Below are 18,586 nucleotides of genomic sequence, written 5' to 3' on the forward strand. Positions count from 1 at the left end.
TCTGTAAAAAAGGGGGTATTCCAATGGAAAAAAAATTACAATTTTATAATCAGGAAGGAAATTATGATTGGTAAGCCATTATTCCTGATGTAGTCAACGATGGATGAAGACGCAATCTGGAGGTATTTTTTTACGGTTTCCCGGCTAATCTGCATTTCCTCTGCTATTTCGGCATATTTCTTCCCTTCTAACCGGGCAAGCATCCAAACCTTCTTTTGCTGCGGCGGGAGCCGATCTACCGCATTTTTCACCAATATATCGTACGCATCCTTTAAAGAGGCCTCGTCCTGTGCCTCCAGGCCGTCGGCCGCAGTTTGTGTAATCTGATGCCACTCCTCCCGTTTTTTGTACTCTCTGTCGATGTTCTTCAGCATCCTGACTGCATGATGCCTTGAGATCACAAATAACCAGGAACGGAAGCTTTCCACTTCGCTCAGAGATTCCCTTGTTAACCATAGCTGGGTGAAAATTTCCTGTACCACGTCGGAAGCTATATCCTGATCTTTGGTAATTTTGACCAGGTATGTAAAAAGAAGGCCGGAATACGCTTTCACAAGCATAGCAAACGCCTGCTCGTCCCCTTCAGAGATCTGTAGCAGCAGTTGGCGGTCACTGTTATGTTTAATGCCTGACAATTAACAAGTTGATTGATCCGAATTCGCCACAATGTTATTAAAAATTTCACACATTTAGTATTAGCCTTTGGCTCATAGTGAAAAGAGGCTGCCCGGTCTGGACCTCTTTTAATCTATTTTTTAATATTAATATTTTTTCTCTTTGTAAAGCATTATTATAAAATCAGCGAGATCATAAAGATGTTTTCAAAACGCAGTGTATACTCCCTACGCGCAAGGCTTCCGGGATATACCGGGAGCCTTTTTATTTGAGGCATCTACCCACCAGACGGTGACATTTATCACCTGAATTTCTTATCAAATGTCCTTGCTCCCAGAGTCGCCTGCAGCTCAACTTTGCCTAAATAAATCCATCAACAAAATGAGACTAAAAGACAAAGTAGCCGTGGTGACAGGCGGCAATAGCGGAATAGGCCTTGGAATAGCGGAAGCTTTCAACAAAGAGGGCGCCAGGGGCGCCATTACCGGCAGGAACCAAAAGACGATCGATATAGCTGTTCAGCAGCTGGGAGGCAACTTTATTGGACTGGGCGGCGATGTGACTAACCTAAACGATCTGGAGACCATCTTCAAAACCACATTTGAAAAATTCGGCAGGATTGACACTGTGGTAGTGAACGCCGGAGGAGTTGTTGAAGGCAGTCAGATGGGGAGTATTACGGAGACAACAGAAAGCGATTATGATCAGTACATGGCGCTGAACCTGAAAAGCGTCTACTTTACCGTTCAAAAGGCACTTCCTTATTTAAACGAAGGGAGCTCTATAATATTGATCGGCTCCATTGCAGGGCATCGTGCCGCGTCGGGGATGGCAGTGTACGGCGCCGCCAAGGCCGCTGTTATATCGCTCGCCAAAGGACTTTCGCTGGATCTTCTGGAAAGGAAAATCAGGGTGAATGTACTTTCACCGGGGACCATCGACACGCCGGTGTTTGACAAATTCGCGCCCGGAGCAGCAGCACAGATCAAACAGCTTTGGGTGAACCATATCCCGGCCGGAAGGATCGGGCAACCGTCGGACATTGGAAATGCCGCCGTATTCCTGGCGTCCGACGAATCGTCGTTCATTCTGGGCACGGAAATCATTGCAGACGGGGGCATGACGAATATCAGCCTCATGAAATAGGCCGGTGAATACCCCGATCAAGGATTTTGCATAGCTTTGCCAAAAGATGTCAAATGATGTTTGAAGCATTAGCCAATTATCTGAGAGAAGGGGCAGGCTTGAGCGATGAAGAACTGCAACTGGTAAAGCAGGTCACCAAAGAAAAAAAACTACGTAAGCGTCAATACCTGCTCCAGGAAGGCGACGTATCCTATTATAACAGTTTTGTCGCCAAAGGTTGCCTGCGGCTGTACCGCATTGGAAAAGACGGCGCGGAGCATATCTTAAGATTCTCGATTGAAAATTGGTGGATGAGTGACTATGAGAGCTATAATTCAGGAGAACCTTCAAAAGGCTATATCGATGCGATTGAAGACAGCGAATTGCTGCTGATCAGGAAAGAGGATTTCGATATGTTATCCAATACTATTCCTAAGTTCCGGCTGTTCAGGGAAAAACTGGAAGCCAGGAGCTTCGACGCTACGCAGCGAAGAATACTGAGTAATATCAGTGAAACGGCTGAAGAGAAATACCTGAATTTCATCAACACTTGTCCTAAAATCTACGAACGGATACCACTGCACATGGTCGCCTCTTTCCTGGGTGTCTCCCGCGAAACGCTTAGCCGCGTCAGGCAACAACATTCAAAGTCTTAATACACAAAGGCCCCCTGCGAAAAAATGCAGGGGGCTTTTACAACATTTATCTTTCTCAAAGCCGGACCAGATCATCAAAATAGTTAGTCTGTCTAACCAACCTTTTCGTCTTGCATAAAATCCCTTGAACGGCCCTGTCCGTCTTCCGGCCGGAAAAGACCCATCGCCTCCTCAGACGCCCTGCTATAGTAACAGCTGTTTGCAAATAGTACATGATATTTTATATATTAGCCGTAACAAACGCTGCTTTTAAGATCGTAAAAGTCAGCAGAATTTATTAACCCGGCGAAAGCGACACCCATAGAGAAACCTAAATACAAAGCCATGCAGGAAGGTAAATTTCTGAAACAATATGAAGTAATCACCATTGACCCACCTTATGCTACTGTAAGATCCGGAGATGAACTGTTCAAAGTTCCGGTTGAAGCCCATCTTGATACCTGGCAACCGTTATCAGAAAACTACTCCAAAGACCATAAGGGCATCCTCTGTAACAGCTCCCGGGTATTTACCCGGCATACGAAATCTATAGACCTGGACTCCTTTGAGGTAATACAGGAAAACGATACGCCGATGACCACCTATTTCAGGGATAAAAACAACGTTTATATTTACAGCTCCATGTGTACCTTCTCCGCACTGGAAGGAGCAGCTCCCCGCACGTTTGAAATCATGGACATAAAAAAGGGATTCGGCACGGACGGGCAACACGATTATTACTATGCACAGCAACTGCCCTACCGGCTGGCTGACGCCCGTTTCCTGAATGAGCACTACGCCGAGGCCGACGGGAAAATATACGCCGCCTATACGAGGCTGGTGCCTGCAGACGCAGCCACTTTCGTCATCCCTGAACCTGAACTTATCAGCAATGTCGCGCTGGACAAAGATCACGTATTCTTTCGCGAGCAGGTTGTAGCAGAAGCCGATGCCCGGACCTTCCGTTTTCTGAACGGCTGCGTAGCGGCCGGCAGAGCCTACTACCGGAACTGCGACATTGATTTTTATGCCAAAGATGAGAAGTTGGCCTGGTTTATACGCACCATTGACAAATCATTCAAAAAAATCCGCTCTAAAAGCATAGGGGCATTTGATTTTAAGGTGGAAGATGAAACAGGTTACGGATACGATAAGGAAAATCGCTACCTGCAAGGCAAAAAGGTATAGGTTACTTACCAACAGGAATCACCGCGGTGGCCTCCACCTCCAGTAACACATCCTCCCGGAACAAGCCGCTGACCTGCACCAGCGTACTGGCCGGCGGATGTTGCACATCAATATACTTGTCCCGGACAGCCCGGAGCGTTTTCAGGTGCTTCGTGTCCAGAATGAAATAAGAGAGTTTCACGATGTCGGACATCTTTCCGCCAGCAGTCGTTATCGTCTTTTGAATGTTGACAAAAACCTGCTCCGCCTGCTGCTCAAAATTATCTTTTCCGACCAGCTCCCCTTTGACATTCAGCGGTACCTGCCCTGAAAGTACGACCATTTTGCTGGCTCCCAGGTCTATAACAGCAGCCTGAGAATAACCATTGGGCTTGACAACTTCGGGTGGATTCATGAAATGAACGGCAGATCTATCTGACTGGGCATGAACGAGTGATGTCACCAGCAACAGGGACATGACACTTAAAAAGGATTTTTTTCTCATAGCAACGGATAGTTTATTTCAAGATAGTTATTTACAGCACATAAAAAAAGTGTGCGGCGGCAGGCACCACACACTTCGGCTACTATGATAATCGGGCAGTAACTGTTATGCTTTGGGCCTTTTGAATAAACGTATTACCTCCAGCTGCGCATTACCGGGCGTAACAAAATACGCGCGTACCAGTCCTTTTTCTTCATTTTTTGGAAAAACCAGGCCAAACTCGTCCACTTTGCTTTTTGTTTCATTGTCTTCAAAATACCAGCCGTCTGTAGTGCCGGTTTTGGTGAAGTACAGTGTATATCTCTTGCTTTTGTCTTTAAAGCCTTCCCCGGGTATATAGCTGGCATGCACCCAGCCACCGGGTTTTACATTTTGGGCGATGATCACCATTTGTCCGGCATCGTTTTTCAGAAAGATATCCAGCGCCTCGTTATTTTGCGGATAATGGATATAAAAGCTCAGTTTGTTGGTAACCGGATCGGCGGCGGTAGTTTCTACCTTCAGCATATTTCCATTCATCCATATAAAAGGGAAAAACAATTCCAGCTCACCGGCGAGATTTAGCTGTTGCTGGTACACTTCTTTACCCGATGTCTTGTCTTTTATTTTTAAAGACACCTCTTTCAGGACGGAAGGAAAGGTATATATCCTGCTAAAGGTAACGGGCATATTGGGCAGTGTGGTAAAGTTGCGATAAACAGTTGTATCGATCGACATTTCCAGTTCGGCATCGCCTATATTGTATCCCCACACCTCAACATTCACCGCTTTGGTGGGCGCCTCTTCCTTATTGCAGGCATTCAGCACTATCAGAAGGACCAGCAGTCCGAGTAATTTTATCTTTAACATGATCTGTTTTATTTTTAGTAATCCAAACGGGTAAAAAACCTCATCAGGTTTCCACTGGGAGCTTCCGAGAAGATGTAAAGTTTAGAGGCAGCCACAGACGCCGCCGGTTTGGGAGCAGAAGTTGAAATATCATTCCACGTATAGGCGGTACCGTCCACATAGGGTGTATTGGTACCTGTTTTGTATATCCTCACCTGAAACGAAACCGAGGTTATTACACCATTGTATTCCTGCCGGCCCGTCAGGAAGGTGGAGAATGTAGCCGGTGGACTAAATTCATTAGGCTTTACGTTCTTAATCCTTGTAACTTCCTCAAACACCTTCGGCACAACGAAATATTTACCAATGACGAAGTCAACCGGTTCGCTGTATTGCGTAATATTCGGAATGAACATATAAACAAGACTGATCTTCTCCTTCTCCACAGCCGGCTTTTCGGGCATATTGCTCGCTTTGCCATCCATATACAAAAAGTTGAAGGCGGCAACGCTGTCCTGCTTTGTAAATTCTTTTTCCAACACCAGTTTTCCGCTGCTTTCTTCTGTAATACTCACCTTTACCGTATGCTGATGCTCCCCGAAAGTGAAAGCGCTGCCTTGTTTAAATGACCCTCCTCCCAGCCTGGTTGATAAATAAAATGTGTCTACTTTCACCGTAAGCGCCTCCTGGGTAGCATTATATCCGCTGATAACAATGGGTAATACCTGTTTTTTGTAGAGCAGATTATCGTTGTCTTTATTACAGGCAGCCAGCACAAAAGCCACTATACCTGTTAGCAGCCAGCTTGTTTTACAGACTTTCATTTCTTTTGTTTATGATTGTTAGAAATTATAAGATATCGAGAGACTGAAAGAAGATCCTATCTTACGGATAAAAGTATCAGTATCGCCTATGCGAACTTTCCGTTTCCCATCGCGGTCATCCACATAGTACCCTTCTTCATACTTCTGGGAAAACCCCTCTTTCCATTCGTATACATCCGACCATTCGTTCATGTACATATTGTCGGCGCCTGGTTTCAGGCTATAGGTATTCTTACCGTTGATAAAAAAGCGATAGGGGCTGTTGGTCAGGTTACTGATATTCAATCTTACCTGTAACGTGCGGTCCTTCAGGAATTTGTAGCTCACCTGTGCATCTACCTGGTCGCGGGGCCGTTCCATTTCTGAATAGTGGGGCTGCATCCCTACGGTAAAGGTTTTATAGCCGGAGTGATTGAAAGCGATATTGGCACCCAGCCTGTCTCCAGCATACTGCAGACCGATATTGTACAGAACAGGCACCTGGCCGTACAACGGCCGTTTTTCTTTCAGGTACGTTTTCCTGCGGTAGGAGTAAGTTACCTTGTTGACATCAGCGCCTGATCCCATGGTTTCATAGCGGAAAGCGCTGGCCTGCACTTCCGAGTTTTGTATGGTCAGGTTACCGCTGAAGTAGAGGTTGTCCAGGAACTTTGACCGTTTGGAGATAAATCCAAGGCTTTTGCGCAGGTCTGCTTCAAATCCGTTTACATTGGCATAGTCAGAGTTGGCGGTCAGCAGGTCAACAGCGCCGCTGGTATTGGTAATGTCGAGGTACATTTCCACGGGATTTTTGAAATGTTTTCTGAAATAACCTGCCGAGATCACCTCACCGGGCTGCGGATACCATTCCAACCGGAGATCGTAATGCGAGATCATGGTAGACACCACGCCTGTATTGCGCTGTATACGCCCATAGAGGTAGTTGAACCGGGCAAAACTGGAGTTCTCTATCAACGCCGGGCGAATGGCCGATTGCGCGAAAGACGCCCTGATATTGAAGTTAGGGAACGGTGTAACGGTCAGATTGGCCGAAGGAAGGTACAGCCATTTTTTATCTTCCGCGCTGGCATCCAGGGTTTTGTGCACCAGGTTGCCTGTTTCCGGATCTACGTAGCGCCGCTTGTCCGAATCGTCCAGGTTAGCCTGCGAGATCTTGTCCGCCGCCTCGTCTTTTACCTTTTCATAGCTATAGTATTCCGCCCTGATACCCCATACCAGCCGGAGCCAGCTGGTAAAACGGTTGTCCAGCATCACATACCCCGCCTGGTTGTTGTTCTTTCCTTCGTAACTATTATTGTTAAAAGCGGCTGGATAATAAAACGCACCTTTCAGCGGGTCCGTAAAGCTCATATCCCATTGGTGCACCGGCTTAAAGAGGTCTTTAAAGTCTCCGGCCACCCCTACTGGCAAAACGCTCCAGTCATAGTGCCCTCTTTTATCCAGGTATTGGTAACCGGCCTTGATCACCTGCGGCAGCTTTCTGAGATGGAACCGATAGCTCAGCGCCGCATCCGCCATCCCGTTGGTTTCCACGTACCGGTAGGAAGAACGGCTCAGGGGGCCGGGGTTGGCAATGTAGCCGCCGGGCACATAGTTGTACACGGCGCCGTTCAGCGTTGCCATAGGGGTTAGGTTGGCATCGACAGCATCCTGCTCGTGATTGGCCACCTGGTTACGGGCCACAGCCCAGTCGAATTTAAAACGGCCAAAAGTGTGTTCTCCGTTTATCCTGTTCTGTAGCAGATCGATGAACTTGGGCCTGTCGTATTCATTGATGGCGGCATCATCCCCAAACCCGATCTCATCGCCCCAACCCTTTACGCGGAAAAACTGGTTGGCAAATACCCTTGAATAAAAGTTGCGGGAGATGATCTGATGGCGTTTGCTTTTCCATCCTGCGTTCAGCAACGCTCCCCAGCTGGTGGTGAAATTGTACTGCTGCGCCGCTGATTCCCTGATTTCCGCTCCTGTTTCAGCGTCGTACAGATTGTTGCCCTGCTTGTTGAAAACGCCGCGTTCAAAATGGAGGACATCATCTATGGCCTGCTCGTTGCGATAACTCAGCGAGCCTACAAATCCGATACGGCTGTCTCTCAGGGTATAGCTGCGGCCGAGGCTGAACTGGTAGTTCTGTCCGGGAGCTGCGCGATAGGTGCGGGTCCCTATCCTGTCCAGGCCGCCGATCCTTTTGTTCTGGGCTGCGATCATTTCAGGGGTTACTTTTTCAATACCCGCCGGCGGGATATGATTATAGGGATTTTTAGGATCGTAATTTCCGGGCGTGAGCGTGAGGATCTCTTTGGGAAAATGATTCCGGCCACCGTCATCAAACCCAAGGTAATCATTCTTTCCCCGTTGGTAACCCATAAACTCTTTGCCGGTACTGCCGCTGATGTATTTACTCCCCACGCTGACAGTAGTGAAATTATTGTCAGCGATGGCCATCGTATTGATCTGTACCATTCCTCCGCCAAAACCAAATCCCATATCAGAAGTAGCCGTTTTTGATACCACAACGTTATCCACCAGGTTACTGGGCACGATGTCAAATTCGAAGTCGCGTACCTGTACATCTGTGCTGGGCAGGGCGGCGCCGTCCATCATGGCCATGTTATATCGTTCAGCAATACCGCGTACCACCACCCGCCTGTTGTCGGTGGTGCTGACACCGGAAATACGTTTCAATGTCTCCCCGATGTTTTTATCGGGTAAGGCAGCCATCTGCTCATGGCTGATGCCGTTGATGATACCGGCTTCGTTTTTCTGACGGCTGTATAAGGCGGCTGTAGTTTCCTTTCTGACAGAGGATTTTACCACTACCGTCGCCAGGTTGCCTCTCTGCCGCTTCAGCGTAGCGTTCAAGGTAAACGTTTCGTTTTCATGGATGGCCACGCCACTTACCTCCTTGGCGCCATATCCCATGGACCTGATCATCACGGTGTAGCGGCCCTGAGGCAGGGGCAGTGAAAAATTACCGGCATCGTCTGTAATTGCGCCTGCTTCGCCGATGCGGATGGTAGCGCCAATCACAGGGTCACCGTTTTCCTCGTCTATGACTTTGCCGGTAAGGCGTCCTTTCTCTTTTTTAACGGGAGCGTCTTTCTCTTTTTCAAACAATACAATTCCTCCGGCTACTTCTTTATACCCGACATTCGCCTGTTGCAATAAATACTGCAGGATTTCAGACAGGTCCGCCTGCTTAAACTCTTTCGGGGAAACGTTCCATTGCGATAGTTGTAATTTTCCTGCGTCGTATGCTATATTCACCGGGCTGGCCTCTTTCACCTGCCGCATGGCAACATCCAATGCCACATTTGTAAACCGGATAGATAATTTTACTTTTCCGGGCGCCTGTGCCTTTAGCCCGGATACCGCCAGCAGCAGCCAACACATCGTCAGCACAAGCCTTCGTTTGGTCAGGGCCAATGTCCCTGTTCCTTTTTTTTCCATACCTTTATGATTGATTTTTTTAGATGGTAATGTTGCTTTCGTCAAAAAATGGCATTACCGGAATGTTTGGCAAATCCCGTTACCAGCGGGATTTTGCTTTTAATATAAGGTGATTGTTTTTCCCTGTATTTTGTAGCGTATACCGTGTACTTCCGCAAGGGTGGCGATAATGTCGCTGACGGAAGTCTTTCGGATAAAGAATTTAGCATCGTAATGCTGATTGCGGATGTTTACATCGGAGGTCACCAACGTTACGCCATATATTCCCTGTAGCTCATTGGCCAGTTCGGAGAAGGTGGCAGCTTCCAGCAGCAGAATACCGTCGCGCCAGCCCAGTGCCTGTTTCCAATGGAGGCTGTCAACACGGAAATGGCCATCGTTGATATTCCATTGCAGTCTTTTCCCTTTAGACAGTTCCGTTAGTACCTGCACACTGTCGCTCACCTGTACCCGTCCCTGTTGTACCCATACCTGTATGGCAGGGCGGTTACGATATGCCTGCACATTGAAGGCGGTGCCCAGCACCTTTGTTTCAAGTTTGCCTGCTTTTACGATGAATGGCCGGGTCTCGTCATTTTTCACTTCAAAGAATGCCTCTCCTTCTATCAGGTCCAGGCGCCTGTTTTGTTTTCCATATTGGGAACTGTATTGAATAGTGGTACCGGATTTCAGCCATACCTGGGTACTATCGGGCAACAGGAACTGTCTGATTTCGCCGGAAGGGGCTGTTATTGTAAAACAGGTAACGGGTTGCTTATCGTGATTCACCAGGAAAAACCAGGAAGCGCCGATCAACAACGACGCCATACATGCGGCAGCCACTATCCGGCCACGCATGGGCACTACCTTCTTTTGGCTTATCTGCTCCAGGATCTGTAAATGAATACTTCCCTTGATGGCGCTTCTTTTCCCTTCCTGCTGCCAAAGCCCGATCGGCTTTATATCGTCCACCGAATGATACCAGTCGTCAACAAGCTTGTCCTGCTCCTTGTTTGTCTTCCCCGCTAAATAATGCCGAAGTAGTTTTAACCGGTTGTGTAGTTTCATATAACAGTCCTCCTGTTATGTACATACCGGTTAGGGCCTGTAGTACTATCCTTTTAATGTTACCAAATTGTAAACTCCCGGAACGGGCATGGTTACAGGATAAAGGGCAGGTAAACCGACTGGCCCTGCAGCCGTAAACGAAGCCGTTTGAGGGCGTTGTGGACCTGGTTTTTGACCGTCTGTTCCGAAATAGACAGTCGCAGCGCTATCTCCCTGACGGATAGCTCTTTTTCATAGCTGAGTATAAAGACTTCCCGCATCTTATCCGGCATGGAAGCGATTTCCCACCGGACTTTTTCTCTCAATGCGTCAAATTCGTAATGATCCTGTTTTCTTTGTTCTGCTTCGTCGGGCAGGCTGTAAACGGACAATGGTAAATCCGTGGTGCCCTGTTTGGCTTCCCGGTAAATATGGCGTATAACACTGTATTTTAAAGCAGTAAACAAATAGGGGCTTAACTTATCTTCAACGGTTATCTGTTGCCGGTTCTCCCAGGCGTGAATAAAGATGTTCTGTACAAAATCCTTGGCCGTCGCCTCGTCGGCCAGCCTGCGGTAGGCCATGGAAAACATTTCATCCCAATACCGTTCAAACAAACATGAAAACGACGCTGTATCTCCCCGTTTTACCTGTTGCCATAAGGCGGCATCATTTAATGTACTTCTATCCATGATAAGTTACCTTGCGGACGCAAAGATATAGTGGCCGCTGCAGGCATTGCACACAGGAGATTATTTTATTATTAATTTGTCCGGCCTGTACAAAATTGCTGGCAATGTACACCCGTACCAAACAAAAAAGGTTATCCGGCAGCTGTCTGATAACCTTTTTTGTTTTATCCTTGTAAAAACTTTAAGCCGGTGAGTTTGATCATTTGTCCTCATTGTCAGGACCAGGCATTCACCTGGTCATATGACGAAGAAAATACGCCGCCTACCAGCTGGCACTGTTCCGCTTGCGGCTACAGGGCCCGTGAAGATGAATCGTTGGAACGGATATGCACCACTTGCGGAATAAAAAGTGAAATAAGGCTGGAAGATGATGACAAGGTCTACTGGTATTGCCACCATTGTCAAAAGATCAGGCTTCTCCCGGAAAAATGAGCTCTTCGGTAAACGATCTGTAAACCTTAACAGGACTAACTTTGAAAGCGATCATCACTTTATTGAAAACACTGTTACTGAGCCACTTCCCCTCCGGCTCCGCCATCAACTATTACGACGGCCACCTTTATATCATTGGCGACGATGCCAATCAACTGCTGGTACTGGACAGTAATTATCATGAAGTCAATACAGTAACCCTGTTTCATTATGAAGAGAAGCGCATCCCCAAAGCTAAAAAGCCCGACCTGGAAACCGCGGTGATACTGAATACGGGCCAACAAAAAAGGTTGCTGGCACTGGGCTCTGCCGCAACAAAGGAACGGGAAACAGGCGTTTTGTTACCGCTTCCTCCGCGTGACAGCAAACCGGTTTACATTTCCTATGCCCCGTTTATAAAACGTTTACAGCAGATTCCGGAGATAAATATCGAAGGCGCCACCGTAGCAGGCGAGCATTTTATACTTGCCAACCGCGGCAATGACGGTCATCCGGTCAATCAACTGGTGATCACCACGCCTGATTTCTGGGAGCGGCAGGAAGAAGTTCCTGTCAGTGTTTCAAAGCTGATCATCCCTTTTCCCACGCACGGATTCGCCGGTGTTTCCGAATTATGTTATGTGGAGCAGGAAGATGCGCTGCTCGTTCTTCTTTCCAGTGAAGCCACCAGCAATGCCTATGACGATGGGGCAATCGGCGACAGTTACCTCGGCTGGGTGAAGCATATCAGCCGGCAACTAAATGGTGCAGACATACAGTTAGATGGTATTGTTAATCTCTCAGATATAGATCCTGCCTTCAAAGGGGAAAAGATGGAAGGTGTTTGTTTATCGGCTATTAAGGGCAATGAATGGTATCTTCACCTGGTGGCCGATAATGACCAGGGAGCCAGCAGGTTGTTTTATGTGAAGATGGTGATGGAAGGGCTTCATTAAATGTATTTGCAGCCGGGAAGAGAAGTAAATTATTGTTAACACTTCAGGCTATGATGGCACCTCTCTTTTTAAAAAATGAAGTATCGCTGCCACAATAGCTTCCGGCGCGTCTTCCTGTACCAGGTGCGATGCGTTGGGTACAATATGCAGCGAAGCTCCTGGTATACGTTCTGCCAGTAAGCGTCCACGCGCTGATGGAATCCATTGGTCTTCCTCACCCCAGAGAATGTTAACCGGGCACCTTACCTCCTTAAAACGATTTTCAATATCATCCGTAAAGCGGTCGCTCATCTGGGCTATCTGGCGGTAAAAAGCAGCCTGCCCGGTGTCTCCCAGCCATGGTTCCATATACAGCATCATTTCTTCCTCAGACAGGGACCGGTGTACAGCACCGGCAATGTAGGCACGCAGTATGGCCTGATGAATATAAGCAGGGAGACCGGCAAATACTTTTTCGTGGGGCCTTGCCTGTTGCACAAAAGGCGAACCTGACGGACCGATAGCCACCGGATCTATCAGGGTAAGCGAACGGTATTCCCGTTCATTGAGTATATGAGCGCGCAAAGCGGTCGTTCCTCCGAAATCATGCGCCACAACGTCCGGCCGGTCGATACTCCAATGGTCCATCAATTCCGTAAAAAGCTCGTTCTGGACGCCCAGCGATACATCGCCTTCTTTCATGTCCGACTTACCGTAGCCTAACAAATCGAAATAGAACACCTCCCTTTCTGTAGCAATATAGGGTGCAATTCTGCGCCAGACCACAGAAGAGAAAGGTGTTCCATGAATGAAAACAAGGGGACTGCCTTTCCCGGTTTTCCCATAACGAACCTGCTGGCCGCGAAAGTCATAGATACCGGACAGGTCCCAGGCAGTACTTTGTTTTCCTGCGTTATTTTCTGCTCTTGTAAGCATAACATCAATTTTTCGCTTAACATGCCCCAATATCCAGGCCACTCCTACTCCTTACGGATATGCCCGGTCCCGCTTCCCGCCCCAGGGACATAGCGTCGCCGGAGCATAACAGCGTTACCGTCACTGATGGCTCAGTTTAGTATCACCTGTAATTAGTGGCAATGAAAGGACAACCTGCGCAATGGCAACTACACCTTTAGCGGGTCCCGCCTTTAAGGAAACCAGGAATGATGGCCATGAGTAGTGCTGTTTTTGTTGTCAGTGCAGTATGCATGGTACCGGGTAATATCGCCAGTTGAGAAACCGGCATTGATAATTCCCCCAGACTACCGCCGCCCAGCAGCCTGAATAATTCCACCGCATGTTCCGGTTGAACGATATCAGCATCGCCGGCAATGATCAATGCAGGCGCCTGTATTTTCCGGATGTCATCAGCAGACCATGCCTGTGCTCTTTTGTTGAAGATGGTTACTTTCTCCAGATGTCGTGGCCAGTCTTCCGGCCGCGGGGCGGTGCGGAGATATTCCGCTTCATAGGGCGTGCCTTTCATGCCTTCGGCGGTGAGCAGGGATTCCAGTCCGGCGAGCGCCGGATGGCGGCCGCTGCTGTTGAATGTGCCGGAAGCCAGGATGAGTTTACCTACCAGCCCAGGCTGACGCATGGCTATCTGCAATGCCACGCCGGCGCCTGTGCTGTAACCGAAAAAATCCGCCTCCGTGATGTGCAGTACCCGTAGCAGTGCCATCACATCGTCCGCAAGTTGTTCGTAAGAAAGGGGACGTTCCGGGATATCGGCAGTGTGTCCGTACCCCTGGAATTCAACAGCTATTACTTGCCTGTCTGCCGCCAGCAGCGGGGTTAAGCTGCCAAAGGCGGTGCTTACGCCGGAAACGGCGCCGGGCAATAACAGCAACGGTCTGCCCTGACCATGTACCTCGTAGTACATTTTCAATCCGTTGACATCGGCGTAACGTCCCTGATTTTCTACAGTCATCATCGTGTTTTATTTAATGACGGTAAAAGTCGGAAGCCGCAGGTAAACCATTCTTGGTGTATACCAACATCAGAATTTAACCTGGTTAAATAGTTTGCTGAAGTTCGTCGGGTCTATGCCCAGGTAGGAGGCGATGTACTTATGCGGCACCAGGTGCAGCAGTTCCGGGTTTTTACTGCAAAATGACCGGTACCGTTCTTCGATGGTCATAGCGCGCAGGTTAATATGCATGTTCACCATATCCGCTAACATACGCTCTATCATTCGCCGGAAGAGCCGTTCCACGGACTGTGACTGGTCCAGTAACTGCTGCAGCTGCGTGTAGGGAAGACAGGCCAGTTCACTGTCTGTCAGGCAGGTTAAAAAGTATTTGGAAGGCGTCTGGAAAGAGAAAGATTCCGCGATAGCACACAACGCAGGGGAATAACTAAAGTCGATGACATAAGTTTTGTTGTCGGCTTCGAAGCTGGCCATCTGGACGCCGCTTTTAACAAAGTAAAGGTCCCGCTGGACCTGCCCCGGCACTACGATGGCCGTTCCTTTTTTAAAGGATCGGTATTGGAGGTGGTCTGTCAGCAGGTGATAGTCTGCCGGACTGATATCGTGAAATTGTCTGAAGTATTCGTAGTGTTCCATAAAATCCAGGCTGGTAGTCAAATATAGGCATAACTGTGATTTGTCCGGCGGCAGCTGCGCAGGCCTCTCTGCGGCGATGGCGCTGGGCCGTTCACTGCGGGATGTGCTGATCATTGATGGTGGCCGGCGCTGCAACGCTAAAGCCACCCACGCACACAATTTCCTTACGCAGGACTATCAATCGCCTAATCCTGCCGTTGCCAGATTGCGGAGCCTGAAAACTCACACCGTTTATGGGATAGGACTGTACCTGGCGGCACTGTTGCTGAGCCTGTGTATAAAATAGCGGGGTATTTTTTGTAACTTCGTTGCAAATTTTAATTTTTAACCATGCAGCAGGAAAACGCGAAACCAGAATTCTGGGAAGCCGCCTTCACGGAAAAGCAGGAAATGTGGGGTTTTGAGCCTTCCCATTCCGCCTTGTTAACCAGCGACTTTTTCGTTGAAAAGGGTGTAAAAAAGGTGCTTATCCCCGGTATCGGGTACGGCCGGAACGCGCAGATATTCAAAGACAAAGGCATGAGCGTAACAGGCATCGAGATATCCCAAACGGCGATTGAGATGGCGCGGAAACATTACGGCGACGGCATGATGATCCATCACGGCTCAGTAACCGCCATGCCTTTCGACGACGTTGAGTATGACGGCATCTTCTGTTACGCCCTCATTCACCTGCTGGATGGAGAAGAAAGAAAGAAACTGATCAGCGACTGCTATCAGCAGTTATCAGCAAACGGCTACATGGTTTTTACCATGATTTCGAAAGCAGCGCATACCTACGGCCAGGGCACGCTTATCAGCAAAGACCGTTATGAAATGTTCGGCGGCGTTAACATGTACTTCTATGACCGGGAATCGATCCATGCGGAGTTTGATCAGGCAGGATTGCTGGAGATCATGGAAGTGAACGAAAATTTTCCATTCTACCTTGTTAAATGCGGCAAAGCAGCAAAGTGATCAGCGGAGCTGGTTAATATCTTCAGACAGTGTCTTTGCTGCGGCCACCATTTCATGGCCTCCCTGCTTGAACGTTCTGACAACTGCCCGGGGCAGGCTGGCGGCGTAACGCCGATGATGCGCAAAATCCACCACTTCATCATCTTCCGCATGATAGATAAAAACGGGATCTATAGCGGGCAGACGCCTGTCAAAATCATCCTTCAGCATAAATTCCGGCGACTGCCATTCCGCCTCTCCCCAAAAGGGAGCGGAAACCAGGAAAAGCGCTTTTATCTTTTGCTGCACCTTTTCTTCTGACAACAACTTTAACAGCACAGAACCACCCAGAGAATGCCCGATCAGTACCAGGGGAGCATCGCTTGCTTCCAGCTCCTGCAGGACCGCGGTTTTCCACATCTGATAGTTGGGCGCCTCTTCCTGCGGCATCGGCGGATAATGAAAGCTAATACCCGCCTGCAGCTGTTGTTGCAGCGATTGCACCAGCGGCTGGTCCCATTCATAAGCGCCTTCTCCGGCGCCCTGGATAAATATTACCTGCATGTCTGTAAAAATTAAACGCCAAACTGTCTTAAATGATGGTCTGCGTGTTTATAGGCAAAAACGCCGATCTGCTCCTTTGTCATTTTACCAAAGAAATCGTGGATAAAAGCAGGATTTGAATAGTGTTCGCATTCTTTGATCAAACCGATCCATATCTGTTTCTGTTGTTCCACGTCACCGCCTTTTTGTTTTACCACCTGTTTTCCTGCGGGCATATTTTTCTGCATGGGCCGGTCGTCTTTGGTATTGCTTTTCAGCGCCATTTTCCCGAATATCTTTCCCAGGAATTCCTGTTTGTAGGCCGTCTGCTGCTTTCCCATGATCCATTCAAACCACTGGCTGCAGTGTTTGGTCATCTGCCAGACGTCCATTTTACCCCATTGCCGGCTGCTGTGCTCGCCGAGCGCGCTGATTCTGTTTATTAGTTCCGTCCTTACGGGACCATCAAATATTGTTTTCATGGCTAAAGTTATCAATGGTTTGCAATGAAAAATAGTTGCCGGAATCGTCTTTAAACAGGGCTTCGGTACCGTAAAACTCTTTGGTGGGCGGCTTCATAAATTCTACGCCTTTCGCTTTCAGTTCTTCGTACGTGGCAAAAATGTCTTTGCAGGTAAGCACGCCACAGCCGAATACGCCCTGCTTGATCAGGGTGATCAGCATATCTGCTGTTTCCTGGGGAAACATCTTACTTACTTTTACCGGGAAGAGCACCAGTTGCAGGTCGGGCTGTTCAGGCGGGGACACGGTCAGCCAACGGGTGTCCGGTCCCATCGGGATATCGTCTACCAGCTTAAATCCGAGTTTGTTTACATAAAAGTCATAGGCACTGTCCTGGTCCAGTACATGAATGTTGGTGATGGTCATTTTCGTAATCATAGTCTTTGTTTTTGTTGTTGAAACAAAGATCTGCAACTACGCTGTCATTCACCTCTTCAAAATTGCTATTTTTCCAGCCAGCCATGCTGGTAGGCATAACAGGAAGGGACAAACGCCAAAGGTTTCTCGCTGATTTGTTTTTTCATCTCTTTATGGCGTGCAGCATAGGAAGAAGGAGATTCCCCTACGATTTTCTTAAAAAGGCCGCTGAAGGTGGTGAGGCTTTGAAAGCCTACGGAGAAGCAGGCTTCTGCCACCGTTTTATCTTCTTTCAACAGCTGCCGGGCTTTTTCGATCCTGACGGATTTCAGGTATTGATGGGGTGTTTTACCATAGGCCGACCTAAAAAGCCGGATGAAGTGGAACCGCGAGAAATAGGCTTCATCGGCGATGTTCTCCAGGTCTATTTCATCCGCGTAATGATTGTCGATAAACAGTTTAGCCTGAACAATACGGATATACAGGTACACCCGCGGGTACTCCGGGACGACTATTGTTTTGTCTTCTATTTTTTTACCGGTATTGCTCATAACGTTCACAGCTATCCGAATATACAACAATACTGCGACATAGCCTCAACTTACCAGCTTTGAAGGTGCTACCCCGTACATCTTCTTAAATGCAAAGGAAAAATGGGACAGGTCTTCAAATCCGGTCTCCAGGTATACGTCGGACGGCGCTTTCCCCTTCTCCCTAATCAGGAAATGCGCTTCCTGCAGGCGCCGCTGCATCAGCCAGCGGCTGGGCGACGTGTGGAAAATATGCTCAAAGTCCCGCTTAAAGGTCGCAAGGCTGCGCCCGGTAAGATAAGCGAACCGCTTGAGCTGCACATTAAAATGAAAGTTCCTGTTCATGAATTCTTCCAGGTCTATCTTGCCCGGCTCCCGGAAATCGAACAGCACGTCCTTCAGTTCCGGCTGGGCCTGCAGCAGGACCATAATCGCCTCCCGTTGTTTCAGCCGCTGCAGGTCTTCGCTGATCAACAGATTTCCCTGCACATAAGGCAACAATGAGTCCAGGAAACTTTTGCACAGCGGTCCTGTCTTCAGTTTCAATACGGTCTCTCCTGCCTTACCGCCGGTTTCCGCCTGATAGCCGTACTCCAGGCTAAAACTCTTCAGTACTTCCTGGTCGAGATAGACGGATAATGTTTTAAAGACGCCATCTTCCAGCGGCTCCTTTAGAAATTTCACCAGTTGGTTGCGCCGGATCAGCCGGAGGTCTCCTTCGTTAAAAACATAGGTTTTATCTGCGTTGTTAAGCGTCAGCCGGCCGGCAACCTGGTAACTGAATACGTGCTCCGGCACAAACTGCTCCCCGTCCCTTGTCCGGGAATAGTAGCAGGAGTAGGCGATGCGGGATGGATTTGTGTTCAAATCGGTCATAACTAAAATTACAAAAAGCAGACGGCATGTGGATACCGTCTGC

The 18,586-nt window shown here is 48.4% G+C and carries 21 protein-coding genes; 6 read left to right on the top strand and 15 right to left on the bottom strand.

Translation table 11 applies throughout. The annotated features are described in order from the left end of the window. Window positions 1–35: 35 nt before the first annotated feature. Window positions 36–635, bottom strand: a complete 600-nt coding sequence (locus HF324_RS29700) for an RNA polymerase sigma factor (protein ID WP_168807001.1) — start codon at window positions 633–635, stop codon at window positions 36–38. Window positions 636–996: 361 nt separating this feature from the next. Between HF324_RS29700 and HF324_RS29705 the strand changes: the two genes are divergently transcribed. From HF324_RS29705 to HF324_RS29715, 3 genes are all read left to right on the top strand, one after another. After that, window positions 997–1,761, top strand: coding sequence for an SDR family NAD(P)-dependent oxidoreductase (locus HF324_RS29705; protein WP_168861489.1), 765 nt, complete (start codon window positions 997–999; stop codon window positions 1,759–1,761). 53 nt (window positions 1,762–1,814) lie between these two features. Continuing rightward, complete coding sequence (locus tag HF324_RS29710) at window positions 1,815–2,396, top strand: Crp/Fnr family transcriptional regulator (RefSeq protein ID WP_246269321.1); 582 nt, start codon at window positions 1,815–1,817, stop codon at window positions 2,394–2,396. A 324-nt stretch (window positions 2,397–2,720) separates the two neighbouring features. Beyond that, window positions 2,721–3,563 (top strand): DKNYY domain-containing protein, encoded by an 843-nt coding sequence (locus HF324_RS29715; protein WP_168861490.1) that lies wholly within the window; start codon window positions 2,721–2,723, stop codon window positions 3,561–3,563. Window position 3,564: 1 nt separating this feature from the next. Here HF324_RS29715 and HF324_RS29720 read toward each other — a convergent pair whose 3' ends face one another. The 6 genes from HF324_RS29720 to HF324_RS29745 all read right to left on the bottom strand — a co-directional run bounded on the left by HF324_RS29720 (window position 3,565) and on the right by HF324_RS29745 (window position 10,867). Further along, window positions 3,565–4,047 carry a RidA family protein gene (locus HF324_RS29720; protein WP_168807006.1) on the bottom strand — a complete coding sequence of 161 codons (483 nt, stop codon included), beginning with the start codon at window positions 4,045–4,047 and terminating at the stop codon, window positions 3,565–3,567. A gap of 105 nt (window positions 4,048–4,152) precedes the next feature. Beyond that, window positions 4,153–4,896, bottom strand: coding sequence for a hypothetical protein (locus HF324_RS29725; protein ID WP_168807008.1), 744 nt, complete (start codon window positions 4,894–4,896; stop codon window positions 4,153–4,155). 14 nt (window positions 4,897–4,910) lie between these two features. Next, entirely contained in the window at window positions 4,911–5,699 is a 789-nt protein-coding gene (locus HF324_RS29730) for a hypothetical protein (protein ID WP_168807010.1), read from the bottom strand. An 18-nt stretch (window positions 5,700–5,717) separates the two neighbouring features. Then, a complete protein-coding gene (locus HF324_RS29735; RefSeq protein WP_168861491.1) occupies window positions 5,718–9,149 on the bottom strand; it encodes a TonB-dependent receptor in 3,432 nt (1,143 codons plus the stop codon). 99 nt (window positions 9,150–9,248) lie between these two features. Continuing rightward, window positions 9,249–10,196, bottom strand: coding sequence for a FecR family protein (locus tag HF324_RS29740; protein WP_168861492.1), 948 nt, complete (start codon window positions 10,194–10,196; stop codon window positions 9,249–9,251). 92 nt (window positions 10,197–10,288) lie between these two features. After that, the gene (locus HF324_RS29745; protein WP_168807016.1) at window positions 10,289–10,867 is read right to left on the bottom strand and encodes an RNA polymerase sigma factor; all 579 of its coding nucleotides are present in this window, start codon (window positions 10,865–10,867) and stop codon (window positions 10,289–10,291) included. Window positions 10,868–11,340: 473 nt separating this feature from the next. Here HF324_RS29745 and HF324_RS29750 point away from each other — a divergent pair, with 473 nt between their 5' ends. Next, on the top strand, window positions 11,341–12,234 hold the full coding sequence (locus tag HF324_RS29750; RefSeq protein ID WP_168807018.1) for a DUF6929 family protein: 894 nt from the start codon (window positions 11,341–11,343) through the stop codon (window positions 12,232–12,234). A 48-nt stretch (window positions 12,235–12,282) separates the two neighbouring features. On the opposite strand, the gene HF324_RS29755 is transcribed toward HF324_RS29750, so the two are convergent. The 3 genes from HF324_RS29755 to HF324_RS29765 all read right to left on the bottom strand — a co-directional run bounded on the left by HF324_RS29755 (window position 12,283) and on the right by HF324_RS29765 (window position 14,779). Beyond that, entirely contained in the window at window positions 12,283–13,149 is an 867-nt protein-coding gene (locus HF324_RS29755) for an alpha/beta fold hydrolase (protein WP_168861493.1), read from the bottom strand. A 196-nt stretch (window positions 13,150–13,345) separates the two neighbouring features. Beyond that, window positions 13,346–14,146 (bottom strand): alpha/beta fold hydrolase, encoded by an 801-nt coding sequence (locus HF324_RS29760; protein WP_168807022.1) that lies wholly within the window; start codon window positions 14,144–14,146, stop codon window positions 13,346–13,348. A 66-nt stretch (window positions 14,147–14,212) separates the two neighbouring features. After that, window positions 14,213–14,779, bottom strand: coding sequence for a Crp/Fnr family transcriptional regulator (locus HF324_RS29765; protein WP_168811967.1), 567 nt, complete (start codon window positions 14,777–14,779; stop codon window positions 14,213–14,215). Between the two features lie 40 nt (window positions 14,780–14,819). Between HF324_RS29765 and HF324_RS29770 the strand changes: the two genes are divergently transcribed. Together HF324_RS29770 and HF324_RS29775 are read left to right on the top strand one after the other, a co-directional pair. Further along, the gene (locus tag HF324_RS29770) at window positions 14,820–15,065 is read left to right on the top strand and encodes a hypothetical protein (RefSeq protein ID WP_193114974.1); all 246 of its coding nucleotides are present in this window, start codon (window positions 14,820–14,822) and stop codon (window positions 15,063–15,065) included. 44 nt (window positions 15,066–15,109) lie between these two features. Further along, complete coding sequence (locus HF324_RS29775) at window positions 15,110–15,736, top strand: class I SAM-dependent methyltransferase (protein WP_168807026.1); 627 nt, start codon at window positions 15,110–15,112, stop codon at window positions 15,734–15,736. Here HF324_RS29775 and HF324_RS29780 read toward each other — a convergent pair whose 3' ends face one another. The 5 genes from HF324_RS29780 to HF324_RS29800 all read right to left on the bottom strand — a co-directional run bounded on the left by HF324_RS29780 (window position 15,737) and on the right by HF324_RS29800 (window position 18,534). Beyond that, complete coding sequence (locus HF324_RS29780) at window positions 15,737–16,279, bottom strand: alpha/beta hydrolase (protein WP_168807028.1); 543 nt, start codon at window positions 16,277–16,279, stop codon at window positions 15,737–15,739. 11 nt (window positions 16,280–16,290) lie between these two features. After that, window positions 16,291–16,740, bottom strand: a complete 450-nt coding sequence (locus HF324_RS29785) for a DUF1569 domain-containing protein (protein ID WP_168861494.1) — start codon at window positions 16,738–16,740, stop codon at window positions 16,291–16,293. Beyond that, a complete protein-coding gene (locus HF324_RS29790; protein WP_168807032.1) occupies window positions 16,724–17,158 on the bottom strand; it encodes a VOC family protein in 435 nt (144 codons plus the stop codon). Before HF324_RS29790 ends, HF324_RS29785 begins: the two co-directional genes overlap by 17 nt. 65 nt (window positions 17,159–17,223) lie before the next feature. Next, the gene (locus HF324_RS29795) at window positions 17,224–17,688 is read right to left on the bottom strand and encodes a helix-turn-helix domain-containing protein (RefSeq protein ID WP_220100884.1); all 465 of its coding nucleotides are present in this window, start codon (window positions 17,686–17,688) and stop codon (window positions 17,224–17,226) included. A gap of 45 nt (window positions 17,689–17,733) precedes the next feature. Beyond that, window positions 17,734–18,534 (bottom strand): AraC family transcriptional regulator, encoded by an 801-nt coding sequence (locus HF324_RS29800; protein WP_373997294.1) that lies wholly within the window; start codon window positions 18,532–18,534, stop codon window positions 17,734–17,736. Window positions 18,535–18,586 lie beyond the last annotated feature (52 nt).

It is taken from the genome of Chitinophaga oryzae (genome assembly GCF_012516375.2).
GTDB classification, from domain to species: domain Bacteria; phylum Bacteroidota; class Bacteroidia; order Chitinophagales; family Chitinophagaceae; genus Chitinophaga; species Chitinophaga oryzae.